General features: G+C 58.1%; 28 protein-coding genes and 1 pseudogene. 16 read left to right on the top strand and 13 right to left on the bottom strand.

Going from position 1 to position 22,340, the window contains the following annotated elements:
* Positions 1-82: 82 nt before the first annotated feature.
* Positions 83-403, top strand: coding sequence for a DUF736 family protein (locus tag EYC79_RS07425; protein WP_165456974.1), 321 nt, complete (start codon positions 83-85; stop codon positions 401-403).
* Positions 404-486: 83 nt separating this feature from the next.
* Here EYC79_RS07425 and EYC79_RS07420 read toward each other — a convergent pair whose 3' ends face one another.
* Both EYC79_RS07420 and EYC79_RS07415 read right to left on the bottom strand, forming a co-directional pair.
* Positions 487-729 (bottom strand): WGR domain-containing protein, encoded by a 243-nt coding sequence (locus tag EYC79_RS07420; protein ID WP_111850490.1) that lies wholly within the window; start codon positions 727-729, stop codon positions 487-489.
* 212 nt (positions 730-941) lie between these two features.
* Positions 942-1,202 carry a putative hemolysin gene (locus EYC79_RS07415; RefSeq protein ID WP_111850481.1) on the bottom strand — a complete coding sequence of 87 codons (261 nt, stop codon included), beginning with the start codon at positions 1,200-1,202 and terminating at the stop codon, positions 942-944.
* A gap of 417 nt (positions 1,203-1,619) precedes the next feature.
* Here EYC79_RS07415 and EYC79_RS07405 point away from each other — a divergent pair, with 417 nt between their 5' ends.
* From EYC79_RS07405 to repC, 7 genes are all read left to right on the top strand, one after another.
* On the top strand, positions 1,620-2,474 hold the full coding sequence (locus EYC79_RS07405) for a DUF932 domain-containing protein (RefSeq protein WP_111850482.1): 855 nt from the start codon (positions 1,620-1,622) through the stop codon (positions 2,472-2,474).
* A complete protein-coding gene (locus EYC79_RS07400) occupies positions 2,474-2,785 on the top strand; it encodes a hypothetical protein (protein WP_111850483.1) in 312 nt (103 codons plus the stop codon). The genes EYC79_RS07405 and EYC79_RS07400 overlap by 1 nt, the downstream gene beginning before the upstream one ends.
* A gap of 645 nt (positions 2,786-3,430) precedes the next feature.
* Positions 3,431-3,910: a DNA methyltransferase family protein gene (locus EYC79_RS07390; protein ID WP_111850878.1), complete on the top strand. Its 480-nt coding sequence runs from the start codon at positions 3,431-3,433 to the stop codon at positions 3,908-3,910.
* A 32-nt stretch (positions 3,911-3,942) separates the two neighbouring features.
* Complete coding sequence (locus tag EYC79_RS07385; protein ID WP_130977568.1) at positions 3,943-4,281, top strand: hypothetical protein; 339 nt, start codon at positions 3,943-3,945, stop codon at positions 4,279-4,281.
* An 874-nt stretch (positions 4,282-5,155) separates the two neighbouring features.
* Positions 5,156-6,373, top strand: a complete 1,218-nt coding sequence (gene repA / locus EYC79_RS07380) for a plasmid partitioning protein RepA (protein ID WP_111850880.1) — start codon at positions 5,156-5,158, stop codon at positions 6,371-6,373.
* On the top strand, positions 6,370-7,365 hold the full coding sequence (gene repB, locus EYC79_RS07375; protein ID WP_111850881.1) for a plasmid partitioning protein RepB: 996 nt from the start codon (positions 6,370-6,372) through the stop codon (positions 7,363-7,365). The genes repA and repB overlap by 4 nt, the downstream gene beginning before the upstream one ends.
* A 198-nt stretch (positions 7,366-7,563) precedes the next feature.
* Positions 7,564-8,781: a plasmid replication protein RepC gene (gene repC / locus EYC79_RS07370; RefSeq protein ID WP_130977567.1), complete on the top strand. Its 1,218-nt coding sequence runs from the start codon at positions 7,564-7,566 to the stop codon at positions 8,779-8,781.
* A 31-nt stretch (positions 8,782-8,812) separates the two neighbouring features.
* Here the strand turns inward: repC and EYC79_RS24015 are convergent, their stop codons facing one another.
* The 3 genes from EYC79_RS24015 to EYC79_RS07355 form a co-directional block, all read right to left on the bottom strand.
* Complete coding sequence (locus EYC79_RS24015; RefSeq protein WP_111850883.1) at positions 8,813-8,959, bottom strand: GapR family DNA-binding domain-containing protein; 147 nt, start codon at positions 8,957-8,959, stop codon at positions 8,813-8,815.
* Positions 8,960-9,104: 145 nt separating this feature from the next.
* Complete coding sequence (locus tag EYC79_RS07360; RefSeq protein WP_111850884.1) at positions 9,105-9,419, bottom strand: ribbon-helix-helix domain-containing protein; 315 nt, start codon at positions 9,417-9,419, stop codon at positions 9,105-9,107.
* On the bottom strand, positions 9,416-10,105 hold the full coding sequence (locus EYC79_RS07355) for a ParA family protein (RefSeq protein WP_130977566.1): 690 nt from the start codon (positions 10,103-10,105) through the stop codon (positions 9,416-9,418). The genes EYC79_RS07360 and EYC79_RS07355 overlap by 4 nt, the downstream gene beginning before the upstream one ends.
* Positions 10,106-10,894: 789 nt before the next feature.
* Here EYC79_RS07355 and EYC79_RS07350 point away from each other — a divergent pair.
* The 5 genes from EYC79_RS07350 to EYC79_RS23710 all read left to right on the top strand — a co-directional run bounded on the left by EYC79_RS07350 (position 10,895) and on the right by EYC79_RS23710 (position 15,926).
* On the top strand, positions 10,895-11,284 hold the full coding sequence (locus EYC79_RS07350) for a plasmid mobilization relaxosome protein MobC (protein ID WP_111850886.1): 390 nt from the start codon (positions 10,895-10,897) through the stop codon (positions 11,282-11,284).
* On the top strand, positions 11,277-14,306 hold the full coding sequence (locus tag EYC79_RS23720; RefSeq protein ID WP_245495213.1) for an LPD7 domain-containing protein: 3,030 nt from the start codon (positions 11,277-11,279) through the stop codon (positions 14,304-14,306). The genes EYC79_RS07350 and EYC79_RS23720 overlap by 8 nt, the downstream gene beginning before the upstream one ends.
* A 507-nt stretch (positions 14,307-14,813) precedes the next feature.
* On the top strand, positions 14,814-15,290 hold the full coding sequence (locus EYC79_RS07340) for a GNAT family N-acetyltransferase (RefSeq protein WP_207774169.1): 477 nt from the start codon (positions 14,814-14,816) through the stop codon (positions 15,288-15,290).
* A 50-nt stretch (positions 15,291-15,340) separates the two neighbouring features.
* Positions 15,341-15,676: a transposase gene (locus EYC79_RS23715; RefSeq protein WP_207774170.1), complete on the top strand. Its 336-nt coding sequence runs from the start codon at positions 15,341-15,343 to the stop codon at positions 15,674-15,676.
* A 19-nt stretch (positions 15,677-15,695) separates the two neighbouring features.
* Entirely contained in the window at positions 15,696-15,926 is a 231-nt protein-coding gene (locus EYC79_RS23710) for a transposase (protein ID WP_207774171.1), read from the top strand.
* On the opposite strand, the pseudogene EYC79_RS23705 reads toward EYC79_RS23710, so the two are convergent.
* The 3 genes and pseudogenes from EYC79_RS23705 to EYC79_RS07325 all read right to left on the bottom strand — a co-directional run.
* Positions 15,897-16,032, bottom strand: a pseudogene (locus tag EYC79_RS23705) (integrase); the annotation flags it as partial. The gene EYC79_RS23710 and the pseudogene EYC79_RS23705 sit on opposite strands and share 30 nt — an antisense overlap.
* Positions 16,033-16,075: 43 nt before the next feature.
* Positions 16,076-16,519 carry a type II toxin-antitoxin system VapC family toxin gene (locus EYC79_RS07330; protein WP_111850888.1) on the bottom strand — a complete coding sequence of 148 codons (444 nt, stop codon included), beginning with the start codon at positions 16,517-16,519 and terminating at the stop codon, positions 16,076-16,078.
* Positions 16,519-16,758 carry a type II toxin-antitoxin system VapB family antitoxin gene (locus EYC79_RS07325; protein WP_111850889.1) on the bottom strand — a complete coding sequence of 80 codons (240 nt, stop codon included), beginning with the start codon at positions 16,756-16,758 and terminating at the stop codon, positions 16,519-16,521. The genes EYC79_RS07330 and EYC79_RS07325 overlap by 1 nt, the downstream gene beginning before the upstream one ends.
* 878 nt (positions 16,759-17,636) lie before the next feature.
* Between EYC79_RS07325 and EYC79_RS07320 the strand changes: the two genes are divergently transcribed.
* From EYC79_RS07320 to EYC79_RS07310, 3 genes are all read left to right on the top strand, one after another.
* The gene (locus EYC79_RS07320; protein WP_111850892.1) at positions 17,637-18,374 is read left to right on the top strand and encodes a LuxR family transcriptional regulator; all 738 of its coding nucleotides are present in this window, start codon (positions 17,637-17,639) and stop codon (positions 18,372-18,374) included.
* 88 nt (positions 18,375-18,462) lie between these two features.
* On the top strand, positions 18,463-19,104 hold the full coding sequence (locus EYC79_RS07315) for an acyl-homoserine-lactone synthase (RefSeq protein ID WP_111850893.1): 642 nt from the start codon (positions 18,463-18,465) through the stop codon (positions 19,102-19,104).
* 69 nt (positions 19,105-19,173) lie between these two features.
* Positions 19,174-19,458, top strand: coding sequence for a hypothetical protein (locus EYC79_RS07310; RefSeq protein ID WP_111850894.1), 285 nt, complete (start codon positions 19,174-19,176; stop codon positions 19,456-19,458).
* Between the two features lie 52 nt (positions 19,459-19,510).
* Here the strand turns inward: EYC79_RS07310 and EYC79_RS07305 are convergent, their stop codons facing one another.
* The 5 genes from EYC79_RS07305 to EYC79_RS07285 form a co-directional block, all read right to left on the bottom strand.
* Positions 19,511-20,095, bottom strand: a complete 585-nt coding sequence (locus EYC79_RS07305; protein ID WP_113189995.1) for a hypothetical protein — start codon at positions 20,093-20,095, stop codon at positions 19,511-19,513.
* A 191-nt stretch (positions 20,096-20,286) separates the two neighbouring features.
* Entirely contained in the window at positions 20,287-20,784 is a 498-nt protein-coding gene (locus EYC79_RS07300; RefSeq protein WP_130977565.1) for a thermonuclease family protein, read from the bottom strand.
* A 55-nt stretch (positions 20,785-20,839) separates the two neighbouring features.
* A complete protein-coding gene (locus tag EYC79_RS07295) occupies positions 20,840-21,499 on the bottom strand; it encodes a hypothetical protein (protein WP_207774172.1) in 660 nt (219 codons plus the stop codon).
* Positions 21,499-21,948 carry a hypothetical protein gene (locus EYC79_RS07290; protein ID WP_111850898.1) on the bottom strand — a complete coding sequence of 150 codons (450 nt, stop codon included), beginning with the start codon at positions 21,946-21,948 and terminating at the stop codon, positions 21,499-21,501. Before EYC79_RS07290 ends, EYC79_RS07295 begins: the two co-directional genes overlap by 1 nt.
* On the bottom strand, positions 21,945-22,313 hold the full coding sequence (locus tag EYC79_RS07285; RefSeq protein ID WP_111850899.1) for a hypothetical protein: 369 nt from the start codon (positions 22,311-22,313) through the stop codon (positions 21,945-21,947). Before EYC79_RS07285 ends, EYC79_RS07290 begins: the two co-directional genes overlap by 4 nt.
* Positions 22,314-22,340 lie beyond the last annotated feature (27 nt).

The following is a 22,340-nucleotide window of genomic DNA, read 5'->3' as shown; positions in this document are numbered from 1 at the left end:
CTCTGCCCCTTCGGGTGCAATCAGCCCGTCTTCCGGCCGCTCTGTCGTGACCATCGGCAACGCAAACCAAGGAGACACCGCCATGACCGATCTCGTCAACTTCATCCGCTTCAACGACAACAACACGCTCACCGGCAACATCGCATCGCTCGCATACGACCTCGATATTTTCGGTGAAGAATTCGACAGCACCAACGCCAAGGCTCCGGTCTATCGCCTCTTCGCCAAGACGCCCCGTGGCCGCCGTGTCGAAATCGGCGGCATCTGGCAGAAGAAGAACCAGAACGGCGGCGACTACTTCACCCTCTCCGTTAACACAGGCTATGGCAAGCTCAACGCCAATCTCGGCCGCTATCCCGGACAGGACGATGACGAGCTGATGGCCGTCATCGCGTGGGACTGACAGCTCGACAGCCCCCCGGCCAAAAGCCGGGGGCATCGTCTTATCGTCGGTCGGCCTGAAGAAGGACCGCCAGTCGGCGGACATTACTTTTGTTGATAGCCGCGCTGCGTCTTTTTGCGCGCCAGCGCTGCAAGACGCGTGAACGGATCCTCGCCTCTGCCGATCAGCTCGACCTTGATTTGGCCGCGGCTTCCGATCCGGCCCCAACGTCGCTCGAGCCAGATCGTGCCAAACAGATCCTCGCAAACCTCAAGCGCGTAGAACCGCGCCATGTTGCGGGCAGGATCGAGGCGTTCGGCGTAAAAGGGCGAAGGCTGTATCGGCATGCGGCGATTCTCGCCGTTACGGCTGCTCGTGTCCAATCAGAGTTTTGAATCAGTTCGCTGGTCATGATTCACGTAAATGATCGATAACGGCATCAGACCATGAGCCACTGAGTGGTTCCTCAGAGAGACGACCCCGAGAGCGAGCGCTCCATTAAACAAAAAAGGGAGCGTAAGAACGCTCCCTTATAATTCTCTGCCTTGCTCAGGCCATGTCAGTCGAGAAACGGATTGTCATCGTCTGATGGGACCTTTCCATCGAACATGTGAAATAGGGTCCACTCTTCAACGACCTTCTTGCCTGGAAGATAGCACAGACCAATCTCGTCGCCTGATTTCAATGTCGCGGTTTCTGATCGTCCGCCCATTTCATTGCAGAAGGCGGAAGCAGGGTTGCCCATCGCATGGGCGATGGTGGAAGCACCCGCCATAGCAACGAATGTGGCTGCAGTAAGCATACAATGAAGACGGTTCATTTTACCCTCGTGGTTGCGATTAAGGCCGTGGACAGCTTCTTCAATTAAAATCTTTTCATAACAACGACGTGACCGCCCTCCGGCGCTCTCTTCCGCACGGTGCAGCTGCTCGTGCTTGCTGCCCTTCTTCCTGTCTGTTTCCCCGCTCTATGATGGTCTCCCGGTCTCGCCAATGGGCAAGCAGGCTTCGCCTGTCCGGCCGTCAGAAAAAGCGGCTTTCACCGCTTGCGCGCCGAACCTTCCGTTTTTCAGCCGTCCGGACCCATGACTAGCCCGACAGACCAACGGGGAGCGGGCTTCGCCCTTTCCCCTTCGTTCCGGAGGATGTGAGGGCACATCCACCGAAACGGTGGCGAAAGGCTTCGCCCACTGCGGGGCTTGCTCTCTCGGATATCGGGAACCGTTGGAGATACCATCATGAGCATCTACACAGACACAGCACGTTTCGACACTGGCCGCGCCTTGACCGAGGATGAAATGCGCAAGGTCGCGCCATCCATCTTTGCCTTGTCCGCACATGAAAGCCGTTCGGAACGCTTTCAGCCTATTCCGACCATCGAGATTTTGCGTGGGCTGACGAAGGAAGGTTTTGTGCCCGTCGGCGCTCGACAGGCCACCAGTCGCACCGAGGGCAAAGCAGAGTTTACGAAACATCTTATCCGTCTTCGCCGCATCGACGATGGCAAGACCTACAATGTTGGCGATACCGTCTGCGAAATCCTTCTGAAGAACGCGAATGACGGGACAAGCGCCTATGAATTGATGGCGGGTCTGTTTCGCATCCGTTGCCTCAACTCGCTTGTCGCCAAGACCGGCAAGGTGGAGGAAATCAAGGTGCGCCATTCCGGGGACGTGCAGGGCAAGGTGATCGATGGGACCTATACTGTCCTGAAGGCTGCCGAGCAGGCACTTGTTGCCCCACAGGACTGGTCGAACATGCAGCTCAATCGCGACGAGCGGGAGATCCTCGCAAGGAGTGCCCATCTTCTGCGCTTTGGCGACAGCAGCGGCGAAGTAACGACGCCCATCAAGCCTGAGCAGCTTTTGACGCAACGCCGCTCCGGCGATCTCGGAAATGATCTTTGGAGCACATGGAACGTCGTGCAGGAGAATGCGATCAAAGGCGGGATTCGGGCAGTTGGCCGCGACGACCTTGGACGCCCTCGCCGTGTCAAATCCCGTGCTGTCACCGGGATCGATCAGGATATCAGACTCAACAAAGCGCTGTGGCTTCTTGGTGAGGAGATGGCAAAGCTGAAAGGGGCGCGCTGATGCGCCCCGATTCCGCAACCTTCGCACCTAACATTCTGTTCAACTGCTGCACGGACCTGAAAGAGCCTGATTGGAGAACATTCTCCGATCTAGAGCTTGGCGGGTGCATCGATGCTGCCGAGGATGGCGAGAGCGGAACGATGATCGAAGGTGGAATATCCCGCGACGAGGCGCAGTTTTTCACGATCTACGGGAGGCTGATCGCTGGTGGTTGCGAAGCCATCACCGATTGCATCAGTTTCCATGACGCAGAATGCATCGCCGCGCAGCTCTGCGAGCGATCGTCGTTGACGCTGGAGATCGTTTGTTAGAGAACGAAGACAGGAACGCCATCAGGCGCGGCGGACCCGATCAGGCCGGGTTTTCACGACGAACCCGGCCGCCTTCGAAGGGCTCCCCCTGTCGGCCCCGCCCCTCGAACTCCCCACCCACCCTGTCACCCGAACAGATCAAGTGGCTTGCTCTCGTTCTCGACGGGAAGCAGCACCAGGCCATCGTCAGGAAGCGGGCGCTGAAGCACCTTCGACTTTTCGCACCGAACGCCGGCGCGGGGGCAGTCGGTCCCGGCTTCCGCTTCGTGGCGCTATGCTAAGTCTCCTGCGGCTGCCCTGTCTCCGCGCCAGCGTGCGAGAATTCCCGAAATCCGCCCGTCGGTCGCCGCTATGCTGATTTCTCCGATGCTCTCATTTTTTCTTAGGAGGAGGATGGGGAACGCTGCTCCCCATCCTCCACAAGGACAAATTCCGGTTTCCCCATCCTTCCTCCCGTCGCTGCGCTCCGGTCGTGCAGGACATGCGCAGGTCCGCGCTGCCCTTCGGGTGGGCGATCCCCCTACCGACTTTCTCCTTGCCCCCCCCAACCCCCGCTGTTCCGCACGAGATCGGGGAGCAGGAGCGCAGCCCCTGCCGAGAGGGGCAAGGAAAAGCCACTGGCGCGAACAATCGGGATCGGACGAGATGACACAATATACCCAATCCATCGTGAAGCTGTTTCAAGCGATGCGCTACAGCCATGACCTCTATACGGTCTTCGGCGACTGGTGCGATTGTGCGGCGATCTCGTTCAGCAACGCTGTCGATCTCCGTCACAGAGAAAAGCGCGAGAGCCGTTATATCGAAATCATCACGCGGTATGACTGCGAGGCGCTAGACCTTTTCCCACAGATCATGGGCGAACTCATTCAGGCTTTCGAAGCAAGCCCGACCGACATCCTCGGTCCGGTGTTCCATGCTCTTGAGCTTCACAACACGGCGCGCGGCCAGTTTTTCACCCCGTGTCCGATCTACCAGATGATGGGACAGACGATCACGCAGAAACTGAAGGGGAGGGGTTTCATGTGCGCCCAGGAACCGGCGTGCGGATCTGGCACCATGATCATCGCTTTGGCCGAGCCGTCAGGGAGGCTGGCTTCAATTATCAACAATGCCTTCACGTGACGGCGGTTGATGTTGATCGCCGGGTGGTCCACATGGCCTATATTCAATTCGCGTTGATGCACATCCCCGCCCTCGTCATCAAGGGTGATATTCTCAGAATGGAGTTTCGGGAGGAATGGGCGACCTGCGCCCATGTTCTCGGCGGATGGGCTGGTAAGCTCAGAAAGATGGACGATGCGCCAGAGGCAGCAGCGCGATTTGCGATCCGAGACGCCGGCACCGGAGATACCCCAAAGCCCACATCCACTACGGTTGCGACTTACACAGCCGATATGCGCGGCCAGCTCAGTTTGTTTTTATGTCGCGTACGGTCTGGTCGCCGCGATCTCACGGCCAGCCTTCGGCCGAAGCGTTACCGAGGGGTCCCCTAACCCCACCCCTCGGACAGCCAAATGTTCAAGCTTCGCATTTTCACCCGACATCTCACCTAGGCTGAGCTGCTCTGGAGCCGTAGCCGCGCTCCCAACTAGCGCCGAGGTGATGGCGAAGGCTCCGGCCGCAAGAGCGGCCAGGGCGCTTGTCGCCTCGCTCCATCTCGTCGCCGCTGCCATTGGAGGCATTGCCAACCGCTAACGGTTGAACCGCCCGCGTCTGCCGGAGGTTCCAACTTCTGAGAGACGGGAGCCATTATTAGCAAGACAAGGAAGAAGTTTTCAGCTGAAGTCCGTGAAAGTGCCATCAGGATGGTTTTGGATCATGAAGCAGAACATCCGTCACCGGGGGCTGGAGCGCTATTGGCTCGCAACGACCATCCTTACACCGTTGGCCGACACGCGCATATCGATGACGCCGGGGATTGCCGCATTGCGGAGACCGTCACGACTACGAGTTTCTCGGCTCACTGCATTGGGTAAGAAAACTTACCGTTTCGGAACTGTGCGGAAGAGGGCCTGACCTGCCCGCCGTCATCATCTATTACCTACCGAATCCTAGTGTAACTTGCATGCCAACCACGCAGCCTTAGATGCGTATGCGCCGGTATCTTGTTGATTCCAAGATCAAGGAGGGCGCTGACTAAACCCTCCAATAAACAGAAGCGATTCTATCCGATTCTCGCGTATTGAATTTCCTTCGAATATCGGTCGGCAAAAATTGTCACCTGACAATCATTGTAAGGCATTGAAAAACAAAGATATCGGGTTGAGCGCAAAGTCGTTTAGACGCTTTAACTAAAAATAGCTTGACGATACGATACGCATGATCATCATTCACGCAAAATATCAGGAATTTTTAGGAATGGCGTGAATGGCGAATAGGGCGGCAATTTCCGTGAAAATGGAAAAAGGCAATCGTGTTTCGATCGACGAAACCATTGGGACAGATTCTGCCGTCCTGAGCTCGAAGCTACAAGAGCTTTTTGAGCGGTTGTTCTCTCCAAGCTCAAAAAAGTCGCTTCGGCGGTTCAGCAGCAGCGAGACCGCAAAGCTTCTTGGCGTCACGGACAGTTACGTCAGGCACATAGCCACTCAGGAAGATGCGGTCACCTCAGAAAAGACTGCTTCGGGCAAGAGAACATTCTCGCTCAGCGAGGTTCATACGATCCGCCAAATTCTCGGACGGACGAAGCCAACCTACCTACCTGGTCGTCGTGAAAATGACCACCTACAAGTCATCGCTGTCACGAATTTCAAAGGCGGCTCAGGGAAGACGACCACTGCCATCCATCTCGCCCAATATTTAGCTCTGCGCGGTTATCGCGTGCTTGCGGTGGACTTGGATCCACAGGCATCGATGTCGGCGATGCTGGGCTTTCAGCCGGAATTCGATGTCGATGAAAATCAGACTCTTTATGGTGCTATCCGATACGACGAGCATCGACGGTCTGTCACAGAGATCGTCAGGAAGACCTATTTCTCAGGCTTGGATCTTATCCCCGGTAACTTAGAGCTTCACGAGTTTGAGCACGACACCCCGCGTGCTCTCGCCTCACGAGACGGTGACGATACCGATATGTTCTTCATGCGTGTCAGTTCGGCACTGACGGAGGTGCAAGGCAATTATGATGTCGTCGTAATCGATTGCCCTCCGACGCTCGGGTTTCTCACCTTGTCGGCCCTCTGTGCCGCGACGGCCGTCCTGATCACCGTGCACCCGCAAATGTTGGACGTGGCTTCGATGAACCAATTTCTGTCGATGACATCGGATCTTTTGAATGTAGTGAGAGAGGCAGGCGGGAACCTCGACTACGACTGGATGCGCTATCTGGTCACGCGCTATGAGCCGAATGATGGGCCGCAGGCGCAAATCGTTGCTTTTCTCAGGAGTATTTTTGGTGAGCGCGTCCTAACCTCCATGATGGTGAAATCGACCGCTGTTTCGGACGCCGGCCTTTCCAAGCAGACGATCTACGAGGCGGGTCGGGAGACGATGAACCGGCAGACCTATGATCGAGCTGTCGAGGCGATGGACAGTGTCAACGCTGAGGTCGAAGCATTAGTGCGCGATGCATGGAGTAGAGCATGAAGGCGAGGGATGTCCTTAAAACCTTGATCAGTGAGTCCGGTCAAAGCACAGGTGGTGTCCAGGTAGCACCGCAGCCCCACAAACCAAGTGGGGCGGTTCGTGCGATGAATCTATCCATGGAGCGTCTAAGTGGAGAGGCCGCAGCGGCCAAGGAGCTGCGGCAGGTGCTCGCCGCAGGTGACAAAGTCGTCGAACTCGACCCGGCATTTGTTGATGCCGCATTTGTACAAGATCGCATCGCGGAACAGAATGATCCAGAATTCGATCGCTTGGTGTCGTCTATCTCAGAGAGCGGTCAACAGGTTCCGATCCTTGTGAGGCCGCATCCTTCTAATCCAGGACGTTACCAAGCCGCATACGGTCATCGCCGCTTGCGCGTCGCCGCCCTGACAGGCCGCCCCGTCAGGGCGGTTGTGAAAGCGTTGTCAGATGAAGAAGTGGTTTTGGCGCAAGGCCAAGAAAACGGTCCTCGTGTAGATCTGAGCTTTATCGAAAAGGCGTTGTTTGCCCAGCGGCTTGAAACGCACGGTTTCGATCGCGACACGATCGCGAAAGCTTTGTCTGTCGATAAGCCCGAAACGTCTCGCTTGCTTCAGGTAGCAGAAGGTGTGGGTCAAGATATTATTTTGGCCATTGGCCCTGCACCCAAGGTAGGCCGACCACGTTGGCTCGCAATTGTCGAACGCTTGAAGAGCGTCACTGTAGCGCAGCGGGTGCAGTCTGAAATTCGTTCTCCTGAGTTTGTCGAAGCAGATTCTAACACTCGTTTCGAGCGGCTCTGGAAAAGCGTTCAGGAGCCCGTCCCGACAAAACCGAACCGAAAAGAGCCGATACGGACCGAAGATGGCCGGGTTCTCGGATCGTTTGAGCACGGATCGCGCGCATCTAAACTCGCGGTGACGTCGAAAGAGTTTGCTGCGTTTCTTTCGAGTCGCATGCCGGATCTCGTTACAGCCTTCGAAAAAGAAATGTCCACGAAGGCAGACACTTAAGCGAATTGTCATCTGACAATTTAATTCGAAAATGGAGACAAGTCCGCAAAAGAAAAAGGCCCCCAATCGACCTAAGCCGTGGAAGCCCTTCTCGTATTCTCTAGCAAGATCGAGATTCGCATTTCCCGGAATCGCTGTCAAGCATTTAGCGCCGTTTTGGTGAGCGAATTTCTTTTGCCTTTTGAAAGGTGAAGGAAGATGCAAAGTGGAAATGTGACGACGCCGTTCGGGCGGCGGCCAGCGAAGCTTGCCTTGGTAAAAGGCCAGTTCGAAGCGGCTCGAAATCAGGATGCCAGACCTGTCGATAAGTGGCGTGTTTTCCGAGACGCATGCGAGGCGAGAGAGACTCTGGGGCTTCAGGATCGTGCCCTAGCCGTGCTTGACGCATTGCTGAGCTTTTATCCTGAGAAGGAACTGTCGGTAGAGCAGGGCCTTGTGGTCTTCCCGTCGAACCAACAGCTCTCCCTCCGCGCCCATGGGATTGCGGGGACGACCCTGCGTCGTCACCTAGCAGCGCTTGTCGAGGCCGGCCTTATCCAGCGCCGCGACAGCCCGAATGGCAAACGCTATGTCCATCGGGACGGGGCAGGGGAGATTGAGGCGGCCTACGGTTTCGATCTCTCTCCGCTCCTCGTAAGAGCTGAGGAGTTGGCTCAGCGCGCACAGGATGTGGTCGCCGAAAGGCGCCGCTACAAGCTCGCCAGAGAAGCCTTGACCATCTGCCGCCGCGACGTCCGCAAGCTGATCAGCGCTGCCATTGAGGAGGGTGCTGAGGGTGACTGGACAGCCATTGAGGCCATCTATGTCGATCTGGTTTCCCGTCTGCCGCGACATCCTTCCCGCACAGATATCGAAATTGTTCTCAACGAGATGAGCGTCCTTCGTGAGGAGATTCTCAACCAATTGGAAATTCAGCTTAAAACACAAAAAACAGACGGCAATGATGTCCAAGATGGGTGCCACATACAGAATTCAAAACCCGAATCCCTTAATGAACTTGAACCTAGCTCCGAAAAAGAGCAGGGCGTGACCGTTGCGACAAATCAGAAGCCAAAGCGTGAGACGCTGACGGCTTTCCCATTGGGGATGGTTTTGAGGGCTTGCCCGCAAATAGCCGACTACAGTCCGGACGGCAAAGTGGAGCGGTGGCGCGACCTGATGGCTGCAGCCGTTGTGGTCCGATCGATGCTGGGGGTGAGCCCGTCGGCATATCAGCTTGCCTGCGAGGTCATGGGGCCTGAAAATGCCGCCACGGCCATCGCCTGTATCCTCGAAAGGGCAGGGCATATCAACTCGGCCGGTGGATATCTCCGCGACCTGACGCGAAGGGCGGAACAAGGTGAGTTCTCACTTGGGCCGATGCTGATGGCACTGCTGCGTGCTGCTGGCGCGGACGGCCAAAGGTCGGCATCGTGAGAGAGTTCATGATGTCCAGGTACTCGGTCGCTCATTCCAGCAAGGCGTGGTATCGCTCGACAGTGCTGTCATGGACCTGAATTTTCGCCTGACCACCGTGACCACGTCTCCGCCGTTGGCTGACGACCTTTTTGAGAGTTCGCACATCGTAGCCTTTGGATCGCGCCTTCTTGTACACCCCGCCTTTTGGGTGTTAAGGTCGTGCGTGTCATCCACGATGTCTTCGATCTCCTCAACCAGTTCCTTCAAGTCCGGTTCTTTCGCCATTTAGTTTTCCAGTTCTCTCTGGGTGCCTCGAGTGCACGCGCACGCGCGAGAGACGGTCATGTTTCGAGGTTGAGATACTGCCGCAGCGCCAGCTCGACGATCTCCGAGGGGGCGACTTTTCTTTCAAGAGCGAGATGCTTGGTCGCGACGATCACGGCGGGGTCGATCATGACACGAAACCGTTCGGGGCCTGCGCCGGGGTGCGATGCGGCTTGCGGCCGCTCACGATCGACTTGTATCGGGGAGACACTGGTCGTGCTGCCATGACGCTGGTCCTGACCGACTTCGGACTGGCCGATGGAAGCGTCGATCAGGGCGTCGAGGTCATCGAGATTGCGGCGACCTCTGGGAAGGGGAGGAAATTGTGTCATTCGGAGCCGTCCTTTGATGCGGGGAGATCGATCGCCGCGGTGATGTCTGCGATAAGACCAAGGATGTTGGCCCGTGCCTTGACCACCTGCTCCGCCTTGGAGGGGTCTCGGGCGATGTGGTGGAGCGAACCGGCATCGCGGGTGAATTGCTCGTAGATCTTGCGGGCGCGGACGAAGGTCGGCAGGGCCGGAAGTCTATGCTCGCGGATCATGCGGACGGCATCCCGGAACGCTGTCGTATTGGTGTCGATACCGTCGACGCGATTGAGTACGAGGCGGAGCGGCGCGCGCTTCAGGATGGTTGCCCATTCGAAGAGCTTCACCGTTTCTATCATCTCCATGACGTTCGCCTTGGAGGGGACCAGCGTGAGATCACTCGCGACGATCGCCGCGATAAGGAGATCGTGCATGGAGCCTTGGACGTCGATGAGAACGATGTCGGCTTTGGTAGACTTGAGAATCCGTTTCAGGTCGTCGGGCTTGGAGGCAGGCTCCGTTGACAGGGTGGCCGCGAGAGAGTTCGCTGCGCGGCAGCGCTCGGTCCATTGCAGGCAGGATTGCTGCAGATGGTCTGCATCGATGATGAGCACGCGTGTTCCGCTGCGCGCGAGTTCGGAGGCAATCAACAGGCATAAGGTCGACTTGCCGACCCCGCCCTTTGAATGAGCGAAAGCAAGGATCGTCATCGGCCCTCACGATAAGCATGATAAATAGTCATATACGTAATATAACAGTAAACGGACAGGCTGCCAAGGCTGATAAGTCACGCGTGGCCCACGAGCCAACGCGGCCCGTTATTGACTAGGCCTTCTTGGCGCGCGTAGAGACTGGTAGGTATTCCCCGCATGGACCCTCGAATGGGGCTGCCCTCAACTCTGGTCGAAGACTGACGAACTCACTAACAATTATTCATATATGTCATATTAAATCATCCGATCGGTGTGCCAATGCGGTCGAACAAGCCCGTTGGGCCATTGCGGCCAGACGAGCCACAGATGGCCGAACAGCCACGCTAATTGCCGGAAATCCCTGCATTTGGGCGGCAGGGCTCCGGCTATGCCGGCAACGGCCCTGCAATAAGGCTGCACTATCGCAAGGCCGTCATTTAGCCTCGACGGTCGCAACCGCCACGACGAGCAGCACTAGGTTATACGGCCACTCAAGTCGTTGGAAACTCGGTCATTGGTTGAACATTTAGCTGTCAGCGCGTCGGCCGCGCCTACAAAGACCCGAAATCCGACGACTTCGTTCCAGGGCACGCCCTGAGCCTCATGAGCCACTACAGCCAGGCGGGCCGCACATGGCTATAGAGCCACTTAACCCACGGAAATAATTGAATTTTTCTCTATTTTTGGATGGCAGGATAGCAGTTTTGGTGATACAAAACTGGCGTGTGCCCGAAACGGGCGAAAAGATCCTCCCGGCAGTCGCGGAAGCCGCGACCAGGAGAGAAGAAGAGGCGGTGAGCAAGGATCATGGCGAGGCATTCCACCCGACAGAAAGTCGTGCATGTGCGCCTGAGCGAGGCAGAGTTTCTCGCTCTTCGGACGTTCAGCGTGGATGTCGGGTTGAGTGTCAGCGAGGTCCTGCGGCGGCTGTCCCGCCGGGCCGGTGGCTTTGGGGCGACACTGGACGGGGAGGGTGGTTTCGCTGTTCGCGTCCATGCCGAGGAGCTCCGGCAGGTTGGTGGCAGCCTCGACCGGATTGCGCGCGGCTTGAGCGGCAAGGACGATCCCGCCTTCGAAGTGTTGATCGATGGGATTGGCCGTCTGGCACGGCTGGTAAACGACCAGGCATCCGAGATCCGCGCGATGTGCGATGAGGAGCAGCGTGTCGCCCGCCAGAGGGTGACCGGCGATGTTTGATCTCGGCGGCTTTCTGGCATTGCTGGATGAGGCGGAGCGCAAGAAGCGGCCTCTGGCAAGCCTGCCAGGTCTCGATGCAGGCAAGGCCGACGGGATCCGAAAGCGCGGGCGTCCGCCAGTGACGTACGAGGGGCGACCGCAATCGGGTGGCCGCCCCTGGACCGGTCCAACGTCGCAGCCAGTGCTGTTCGACGATGAGTTGCGCCGGCGCCCCGGCAGTGGTTCCGGTGGCCGGAAAGCCACTTCACGCCGTGTTGGACAGAGGAGCCAGGATGAGGCGGGGGCAAGTGCGACTGCCCTGTCGGATAGGCCTGCGGTTTTCCGGCGGTCCATTGCACGAGTCTCTCAGCCCGCCGTGGTCAAGCTCGTCAGCTTTGCGGCTGGGAAGACGCGGGTTGGCAAGTTGCTCGGCTATCAGAGCCGCGATGGTGAACTCCCCGTCGAGAACGAAGCCGGCGAGTTGCTCGAGGGGCGCGACTGGATCAAGGCGTTGGCGAACGATTGGGCCGAAGAGGATGGCCGCAAGCCCTCAAAGGACGTGCTGCGCCTATCACTCACCCTGCCTTCGTCGGAAGATTTATCGCATGATGTAGTCGGTGAGAGACTGAAAGGCGCCCTTACCGGTCACAGGATCGCCTGGCAAAGCGATGTTGGCGGGGATGGCCGGCGTGTCGAGCTGGTGATCAGTGCCGCGCGGCGGCGCCTGGAGGGGGAGACGCGAGCTGGCCGGATATTCGATAACCGCAAATCGCTGCGGGACCTTGAAGCGCGGTTGAAAGGTGCTTTTGGGGCGGAGGCGCGTGTCGACGTGCATGGCTTCAGTCACGGGGTCGAGGGCGTCGCACGCGCGCTCGGCCAGCTGCAGAAGGCTGGCCGCCACACGATCACCGCGGTCCGAATGGACAAGGCCGGCGCTTTTGTTGGGCAGCACGAGGTCGGCGGCGAATACTCGATTCTGGATGAGGCACGGGACTGGAAGCGGGATTTGCGCTCGCAGCAGCGGCGCGATGTCGCCCATATCGTGCTCAGCGCCAAGCCGGGGACGTCGAAGGAGGCTTTTGTCGGCGCCGCCCGCGCCATGCTCGCCAGGGAGTTTGCCGACCATCGCTTTCTGTTCACGCTGCACGAAGATCGCAATCACCTCCATATCCATGCGGTGGTAAAGATGGTGTCGGAGACCGGCAAGCAACTGCATCCGAAGATCGAGGATCTCAGGCGCTGGCGTGCGGCCCTGGCGCAGGAGGCACGCGAACGAAACATCCCGATGGACGCTGTCAGTCGCTTCGAACGCGCCAATCCGCCGGGCTTCAAGATGAAGGATATTCGGCGCGTTGAGAGGGGTGATGCTTCCGAGACGGTTCGTCGCCGCGTCGAGGCTGTCCGCCAGCAGGTCGTCCACATCCCGACACGGCAGGAGGGGCTGAGACATGCCGTGGAAAGTGCTGCTGGCTGGAGTGGTCAGTTGCAGATCGCAGAGTCCGGTCATGCGGGTCCCCCGGACACCATACGCCATTTCCAGCGGCGGACCCTTGAGGCCGTCCTGAGCGGTGTGGTGGCAGCGACCGAACGATACTTCCATAAATTTACGACAGCAAAGGAGCCTGACATGGCGGACCTGGAGACGATGTCCTCGGCATTTGCCGAGATGGAGACCAATCTCGATACCTTGGCGAAGAACCTGCCGCCAAAGCGGCTTGCGGAGTTCGATGGCCTGCGTCAGAAGCTGAATGTGAGCCAGACGAAGATGATCGAGGCTCTGACCGCAATCGAGGCGAAACGCGGCCGGATCGAAGGGGAAACCTGGGTTCAGCCTGTCCCGCAGAGCTTTGTCGGCTTCGTTGCAGAAAAGCGCGGTGAGGATATCCGCTACAGCCAGCGAGCGCCGGAGGGTCGGATCGGCGCTGTCGCGTTTACCGATCATGGCGATCGCGTGGAGGTCAGCCGCTCTCGGGATCGTGAGGCCGTGCTCGCAGCTCTCCAACTCGGCGCGGAAAAGTGGGGAGCCGTGCGTGTCGGCGGTCCCGATCGCTACAAGATACTGGCTGTCGAACTGGCCGCGGAACACGGTTTCCAGCTGACCAATCCGGAGCTCCAGGAGAAGCTTGCCGCCGCCCAGGATCGGATCGCGCGCGAACGTCCGGAGCAGGCAAGCGTCCTTCCGGGCGTGACGCAGACACAGACGCGGCAGACAGACCGGCGAGATGCCGAGGGTGCTGGCGGTGCGCATCTTGATCGGACTCAGACTCCCAACCTTCGGGACGCTGTACTGGCATTCACGCCTGCCGCCGCAGCGCGACAGAAGCGGGAGGAACAAGTGATCCAGCCAGAGGCGGGTGCGAAAGTCGAGCTGGCGTCCACCCAGACGCCGGACGGGCCAAAGACGCCGCTCGATACAGGCGATAAGGTGAAGCCGACAGATCGTGAGCGCGCTTCGATCCTCGAGGCGATGCGGGTGGCGTCGGAAAAGTGGGGTATTGTCGCTGTCAATGGCTCCGAGCGTGACAAGGCGATCGCCGTCGAACTCGCCGCAGAGCATGGCTTCAGGCTGTCCAACCCCGAGCTTCAGGAGAAACTCACAGCAGCCCGCGCGAAGGTCGAGGAGCGGCAGGAGAAAGAGCGCGCCCGCGAGCGCAAGCAGCTCGGCTTCGTCGATGGCGCTGAAGCGGCGCCAGCTGTCCGCCGGACCGACGCGGAAATCGGGATGGCGCTCCAAACGGTGAAGGAGAAAACAGAGGCTGAGGCCGCTCGTGAGGTGAAGCAGGCAAAACGCACCGCAAAGACCGGAGAACGACCGATCGATGGCGGTGGCGACGATCATGCCTACCGGACGAAAGCAGAAGCCTCAGCCGCTGTTCGAGCCGAAAAGGCTATCGAACAGAACCCCACCAAACCGATCCCGGCAGATGCCGCTCAGTCGCCTGAAATCGAGCGTCAGCGCCTCGATCAAAAGGAGCTTCTCTCCGAGAAGGAGGCAAACCGCCAGACGCAGGCTCGAAAGCAGAAGCCGAGGCAGCGCCATTGAGGATTTAGAGTCCCCGATAGGGGATCCGTAAACCCCACGGCTTTAGCCGGCATGGGATTGAAGATCGCATTTATGCGCTTGAGTACAGAAATTCGGTTGAGCTGATTTACGTGCTCGGCGGTGCCGGTAATTCGATAAGAACCGCATAGGTTTTTGTTTTGCACCCCGTACGCCGGACGGCGGACCGATCCGGCTTCGAGCCGTAACCGGAAGCCACCGGCTTCAGCCGGTGGAGTATTCACAACAGGGCTAAGTAAATCGCACGAAAAGGCATTTGGTCCACGCCCATATTGCCAGACACTCGTGGGGGTCGTGGGAAAGCGGAGCGTGTCAAGGAAGAATAAGACTGACAAACGACGATAGGTCTCGGAGCCCACGCTTCGTCGGAAGAAACTTCCGCAAAACTCCCACAGACCGTGTGAGAAGTCGATTATATAAACCGGATCAGCTATTCATTGGCAATTATCGAGCCTACCGCGAATTATGGTCCGTCTCCTCGTCACATATATGGAACAAGTTGAGCCCCCGCACGGTGCTGCTTTGTCACCGCCAGTTGCTGGTGCCCGCATCGCGAAGGAAAGCCCTGACGCTGAAGATTATCTTCAGCTCTATCATTGCGTAGGTGCAACCCTGCAATGGGATGAGCGTCTCCGAATGCCAATGAATGAGCTTTCGACGTTCTTGCGCAGCCCTTCCACCGCTCTCTATATTTTGCGGCACGACGGGCAAGCACTTTGGCTGTGCGAGTTCGATGGTTTTGGTGAGAGGGAGGTAGAGCTAAAACACTTTGGCCTGATCCCAGCTGCTCAAGGCCGCCGTCTGGGACCGTATCTGTTGGATTGGTCCCTCCGAGCTATATGGAGCGACCGACCTGACCGCATATGGCTTCACACGGACACCAATGACCATCCGAAAGCAAAATCCACCTATGAACGCATCGGGTTCAAATCCTATGCCGAAGCGTGGGAAGAATTTCCGGACTGATGCCGCATCCAGAAACGGTATCCGGCAGGGATTCTCCCAAGCGGCACATCATGGTAGGATCTGCCATCGCGCATCTCTTCGGAACACACTGCTCGCAGATTTTGCTCTTGCCCGAGGCAGTGGACGATTATGTCGGGCCGGAGAATCCAGTCCGTTTCGGCGAAGCTTTTGTAGACCAACTTGACCTGACGTCGGCCGAGCTCATCCGTGTGGTGGCGAAGGCGACGGGTCGACCCGGATCCAATCCGGCTGACCTTCTGAAGCTTTATATCTATGGCTATCTCAACCTGGTGCGGTCGAGCCGGCGGCTCGAAGCCGAGACGCATCGCGACATCGAGGTAATCTGGCTGCTTCGGCATCTGAAGCCTGACTTCAACGATCGCTGATTTCCGTAGCAACAACCGCATGGCCTTCCGTCAGGTGTTTCGCGAGTTGGTGCTGCTGTGCCGGCAAGTAGACCTTTTCGGGCGTGAGCTTCTGGCGGTCGATGGCACACGTATCAAGGCGGTGAACAACAAGGACAAGAACTTCACGCGAGGCGCGCTTTCAAAGTTCATCCGAGAGGCCGAAGAGAAGCGAGTCGGCTATATGAAGCGGCTCGGCGAGGGCGATGCCGGCGCGCAGCGAGTGGCCTGAGAACTTTTCAGCCCTCTCGGTCTGGGTAAGGTCCGGGCGTACACCGGCGGCCAAGACCGCCTTCTTGACGAGACGCGCCACTTCCCTGATCGAACAGACGGTCCGGGCAGATTGCGGCCTGCCGATTTACAGGCCGCGCCCAACACTGGCTAGTGGTTCTGCCATCCCAGGTCGGTGTGGACGAAATCGTCGCCCTTAAAGGCAATCTTCAGCCCGTAGGCTTCGGCGCAGGCATAGGCGAAGCAGTCGCCCATATTGAGCTTGGCCGGATGGTTCATGATCTTGCCGTATCGTTGAGCAGCATCGAGAGTTCTGCTCCCCACATCAGCGGATATGACCGCGTCCTTGCAATCGAGATCGGCCGCAAACTGGTCGACCATGCGGCTGGCAGCTTCCATCATGTCGGGCGTTGCGGGTTTGTCCTTACCGCGGGCCTCGGCCAATCGGCGCGTGAGCGAAAGCGTTGCTTCGACGCGCACGACGGGTGAGACGTAGAACGGGCCACCGGCCTGCTCGAGCCGGTCGATCAGAAAGGCAGCATCGTCTTCCTGGGCAAGGATGGCGACGATGACCGAGGCATCCACGAAAAGCATTACTCCTCGCCCCACATGTCATCCATCTCGCGCTTGTGGTCGCCGGGTGCGAACGGCCCGGCCTCACGCGCCAATGCCAGAGATTTCGCCAAGCGGTCGCGGATCGGCAATGCCGCCTTACGGGTCGCAATCTCGCGCTTCAGAGCGTTCTTCACCGCATCGACCTTGCTGGTGTGGGTAAGGCCGATCAGCTCCTCGGTGAGGCGATCCACCTCCGGGTCCTTGATATAGAGAGGCATGGCATATCCTTTCGAGGATATAATCATATCCCATTTTGCATATCCTCGCCAGCAAAAAGACCAAGCAGCGGTTTGGATATGGGTTTATCAGGCTGATGTCGGCAGTATGTTGAATTACAGCAGGATTTTACGCTCTTTTATGTTTCACCTTGAGCTGGCGAACGGGATTTACCGCTTCGACCATCAAACGTGTTCGGGTCGTTCTGCGGGCCTATGTGGGTTCGCCCTTTTTATCTCGCAAAAACAGATGGCCGCGGTCGCCGAGACAATCGTAGGCGACCGCAATGAGAAGGAAGCCGATCGATTCCTCCGCCTTGAGGATCTCGACCGGTACTCAATCGCGGCGATCCTAAACTCGCCCGTGCTCCATCTACGCTAAGATGGAGCCAAGTTCGCTGGGCGGGTCGATCATGCAGTGCGAGGCGAAGCGCAGTCCGCTGGCTGCCAGCTGAGCCGAGCCGTGGATTCCAATGCCGATTTCGACGGCACCCCTTATATGTCCCGCATCCCCAATAGGGAATGTGTGGCGGTCTATAACAGCGCTGTCGACCATTGCATTGAGGCAGAGATGCCTACTCTGAACTCGCCACGTTCGCCGTTTTGACCAACATTTTCGACAGCCTTTTCATCACGCGGCTCGCGCAACTCTGACATAGGCCGTGATGGTCTGGTTAATGAGTCAGAGCTACTCCAGCCGTGCGCGTCGCGGACCAGCGCCTACAGCTCAAGGGTGTCCTGTGATGACCGTCTCTGTTCATGCAGTATGATAAAATGGTGTCGCTCTGAGTGGAACGGCAACTTAAGACTATGATTTTGTAGCTCGCTCTTTCAGGCTCTGGTAGTATTCTTGGGAAGTTTTTTAATTCAGGATTGAATGTATGCCCAATTTGGAAAGCGCATTTTACCGTGTCGTTGATTCTCTCGATGACGAAACCGCGTCGTTCGAATCCGTCCCGGACTTATTACGGACTGTCTGCTCTCTGTATGATCTCAAATCAGCAGCCTATTTCGGTGTGAACCTTTCCGGCGAGGGATCAGAAGAACCGCTTCTCGCCGTGACCTATTCGTCCGAATGGGTCGCTCACTATAAAATCCAGAGTTTTGTCGATATCGATCCTGTCATTTCTAAAGGCTTTTCGAGCTTGCTCCCGATTGTGTGGAGCGCATACGATGCGCGGACTACGCGACTGAAGCGCTTCTTCGGGGAGGCGGCGGAGTTTGGTATCGGCAAGCGCGGCCTGACCATACCGATCCGCGGGCGAAACGGCGACCGTGCTTTGTTCACAATCACCAGTGACCAAAACCTTGTCGATTGGAGCGGCTCCCAGAAGCGCTTCGAAAGGGATTTTCAGATGCTGGCGTTCCATTTGCATCAGCGCATTCTGAAGGCTCGGGGCGTAGAGAGGCCTGCGCCCAAGCTTGCCCCGCGTGAGCTGGAATGTCTCAAATGGCGAGCGGCGGGAAAGTGTAACTGGTCCACCGCCCAGATCATGGGGATTTCGGCCAAGACCGTCGCCTGTTATCTCGAGACCGCCAGGGTTAAGCTCAACGCGTCGAATACAACGCACGCGATTGCAAAAGCTATGAGCTATAATCTGTTTGCGATTGCACATTGAACCCGGTCGAACGACCGGGTTTGCGGCGGTCGATCAGGCGAATATCCCTTGTCGTGTAGCAACCACGCACAACCAGGGATAATCAGCTATGCTGCATATCGTCGAAACTCATAACAGACCCAACTACGCCTCTCTGCTCGAAGAGATGTTCAAGCTCAGAGCGCGCGTATTCAAGGACCGGCTTCAATGGGATGTTCATGTCGAGGACGGCAAGGAGATCGACGTTTTTGACGACGCGGACCCGCTCTACATTCTGTCGGTGAACAATACGACCGGTCATTTGGAGGGAAGCGTCCGGCTGTTGCCCACGACCGGACCCAACATGCTGCGCGACGTTTTCTCAGTCCTCCTTCCGGATGGCATGGTCGTGGAAAGTCCCATCATCTGGGAGAGCTCGCGGTTCTGTATCGAGCCTGACACGGCAAGGCTCGTGGAGGGGCGCATCCATCGGGTGACGACGGAGCTCCTCTGCGGTCTGGTGGAGGTTGGGCTTCGCGCGGGATTAAGCCACATCGTCTCTGTCTACGACGCCCGTATGGCACGGATATTCAAGGCATCGAACTGTCCCGCCGATGTCATCGGTGTTCCAACCCGGATCGGACGCGTCATGACCTATGCCGGTCTTTTCGAGATCAACGAGGAGATGTGGAGTAATATCGCCGCCACTGGGGCGATCGATCAGCCTCTACTGGGACATTCTGGTGAGATGCGAGACTTATGCGTTGCCTGATCGCACCGGTCAAACCGGATCGCGGCATGATCGCGGGAATCCTGTATTGCAAACGGAAATCGACGATTAATGATTGAAGAGTTGACGACATTCATGGAGCAGATCCCAAATCACGGACTGACGGCACTGTCCGGTCTTGGATTTGCACTTGACCAGTTCGCCAGAAAGCAGGGCTTACCGACGTTCGCAGAATGGGCCGCATCGCATTTCCTGCAAGGCAAATCCATCGCCGGCTACGTTGAAGCGGTCGACGATCTCGACGCAGCCGAGCAACAGGAGCCGGGCGTCTGTGCAACGACATTCGGATACGAGCTGTCGATATCGGTGATTTCGACCAGGGACAGAGGCGTGTAGGAGTGACGTGCGGGTCGCAAAGGCGTTATGGTCGCCCCGACTTCGCGAGAGGTCAGGCTTCTTCCACGGTATCCGGATCGGTCCGTGGAATTGGCTGGCCGGTAGCTGCGACATGAGCGGCCTCAAGCGCCTCGAGCGCGTCCGGACGAACGCGTAGCACCTTGGCGGACTTGCCGCTGTTGACCGCGGACATTCGTGTCCGGGTCAACACGCCGCGATCCTCGAGCGGCTTGGCAAGGAGGATCATCTGCGATGGACGGTTGCCGGTGATCCGCCCGATGCTCGATGTCGTCGGTTTCCGCCCGGCCGCAGTTTCTTTGGCGACAGTCATCACGAGGGCGGCCTGGCGCATACGAATGGCGCCATTGTCTTCGGGAAACCGTGAGGAGACGATCGCAAAGCAGAGGTCGAAAATATCGCTGTCTAGAAGGACCGGTGTTTCTGTTCGATTGGGGGAAGCTGAAGCCGTCTCGCCGGACACGTCGAACCTCGGGGGTTCCATGGTTCCTTTATCGAACATGGAGAGGCTCGCCATTACGAACTTTCCGAGAAGGATCGGAATTCTCTCGCCGAGCTGCTCGGCGAGAACCCTGATGCGATTGTGACCTTCGCGGGGCAGGATCGTTCGTGAATCCACCAGGTTTTCGCCAAGGCTCTCTTTCCACCATTTCCTCTGTTGGTCGGAATATCGTGAGCCCTGCGTCATAGCGATCCATCTGTTCGGCCATTCGGAGGTTTCGTTTTAATGCGCAAATTTCGTCCACGCCATGTTAAATGGCGTGGACGGGGCAGATTCTTATTGCAAATTCGCTGCGAAGCGGTTGGCGCTTATTTGAACAGGCGAGAATTGGGGTGAGGCACGTCGCTGAACTTCCAGAGACCAGCCCGAGCTTTCCCGGCCAGCAATTCAAGTGCGAGGTAGGGCGGATAGACCGGCCGCTGCGTGCTGTCGAGAGCGGCAAAGGCAAAGCCTTGACTGATCATGATCGAACCGAGATCGAGCACGTTCGAGCTGATCTGCGCCGAACAGACGACCAGCGTCGTCGAGGGTGCGGAGATCGACGAAGCAACCTGTGCGACAGCCCTGCATCGCGGTCTGGTATCGCGAAGCAGGGCTGCGAGCATCGATGCGGACACCGCACCGCAATCTTGCGGCTTTCCTGCATCATCGGTGTAGGACGTGTCGCGCATGCAGGCCTGAATTCCGTAAAGGCGGACCAACTGGGCTCCCTGCCGCCAACTGTCGCCGGTCAGGACGGTGACACCCGATTGCGGAACATCGAAAGAGGGTGTCGATCCCTGCTGCGCCGTAGCTGATGACGACATCAGGCAGCAAGCCGCGAACACGGCGCTGCTTTTCAACCGGCGTGCCATCATCGGGTCATCCACCTTTCGGTGAGGCCGGGAGGCAATCGATCCCGTCGTTCGAGTTGGTAACACAGGCGACGTTGTAGCCTGCGCCGGAGATCAGGTAGGAGCAGACGCTCGTGCCAGCTCCGTCGCGCGTGCCAGCCGCACTGCAATCGAGCCCGGACTGCATGAGATTGTAGAGCTTGCCGCCTTTTCCGCAACCGAACTGGCAGGCCTTCAGAATGCTGGATTGGGATATGACCGCGCAGGTTCCCTTGTAACAGACCTGCTGTCCGATCAGGCTCGTCATCCCCAGCCGGCCGGCCTTGCTCCATTCGTCCTGTTGATACTGGCGCCATGCCGCGACCTGAGCCGAGGGATCGGCCAGAAATCCTTCTCTCGTCCCGGACCAGTAGGCTTGCAGTGTGCCGCTGTCGCAGAACTGGAATGCGCCGTAGCAGCGCACACCATTGACGGACGGGGAAATGCTACCGAAGCTGCCCTCGCTCGCCGTGACATTCGAAGCATATTCTGCACAGTCGGCCGGCATGCCGGCCATGATGAGGCTGACGGCAGACTCTCCGGCGAAAGCGAGCGTCGCTGTGAAACCGAGGACAAGGCCGATGTTTGCACCGACATCGCGCCGGTTCGGCCGCAACCGGGATAGGGTGGAGGTGAACGCCGCGGTCATCACGGGATCGGCGCCACGTCATAGGAACCGTCGAACGGCTTGCCGTTCTGGTCGATCTCCTCGGTGGTGAGCTTCCTGTAGTTTAGTGACAGGGTAGCCGTCCCTCCGAGCGGAAGCTGGGGGTTGGCCATCGTGACCGGCTCTGCTCCCTGTTTGCGCAGCACAAGCAGTGCTGTACACATGCCCTGCATGTTGCAGTCGCCATTGGTTTGTGAGAGCAGCCATTCCCCCTTGGGGGTCGTTAGCCGTGCGGTATAGATCGCAGGCGTCTTTCCGGATTGCCGGATGAATGCGAGATCATTGTCGGACCAGACGTCATCGGGATCGTGCCGCGCGTCCGGACCGGTCAAGGTAAGCTTGAGCCTGTAGCCATCCTGCGCCGAGGCCGGACCTGACGGCAGGACGATCGAGACGATCGCGAGAAGCAGGAAGGCATGGTGAGGCTTCATCGGCGCGACCGCCAGGCTTTGGCAAGTGCGTAACGCAGGCTGCCGCAGCGATCGGAGATTGCCCAACCGAGATCGCTGACGAACAATCCCAAAGCGCACACGATCTTCCAGACGACCTTCAGAACCCGCCAGAGACCCCAGAGCATCAGGCCGTTGACGGTGAGCCAGATGGCGCCGATCGTCAGGGTGTGCAGGGGGGCGGCAAAGGGGTGTCTGGCGACGGCAGCAGCTTCGATCCACATCCAATGCATCGCCCCCGCGACAATCGCGAAGAGAAACGGCGTGAACACGAAATTCCAGAAAGCGATCTCTTCCGGATCGGTTTTGCGGACGGGTTCATAGATGACGATCGGCGATTGTCGCATACGCGCGGCTCTTCCTAATGTTATTTA

This window comes from Agrobacterium cavarae (genome assembly GCF_004310285.1).
GTDB lineage: Bacteria > Pseudomonadota > Alphaproteobacteria > Rhizobiales > Rhizobiaceae > Agrobacterium > Agrobacterium cavarae.
Note: the sequence above shows the minus strand (reverse complement) of the source record. Positions and strands in the feature narration are given on the sequence as shown.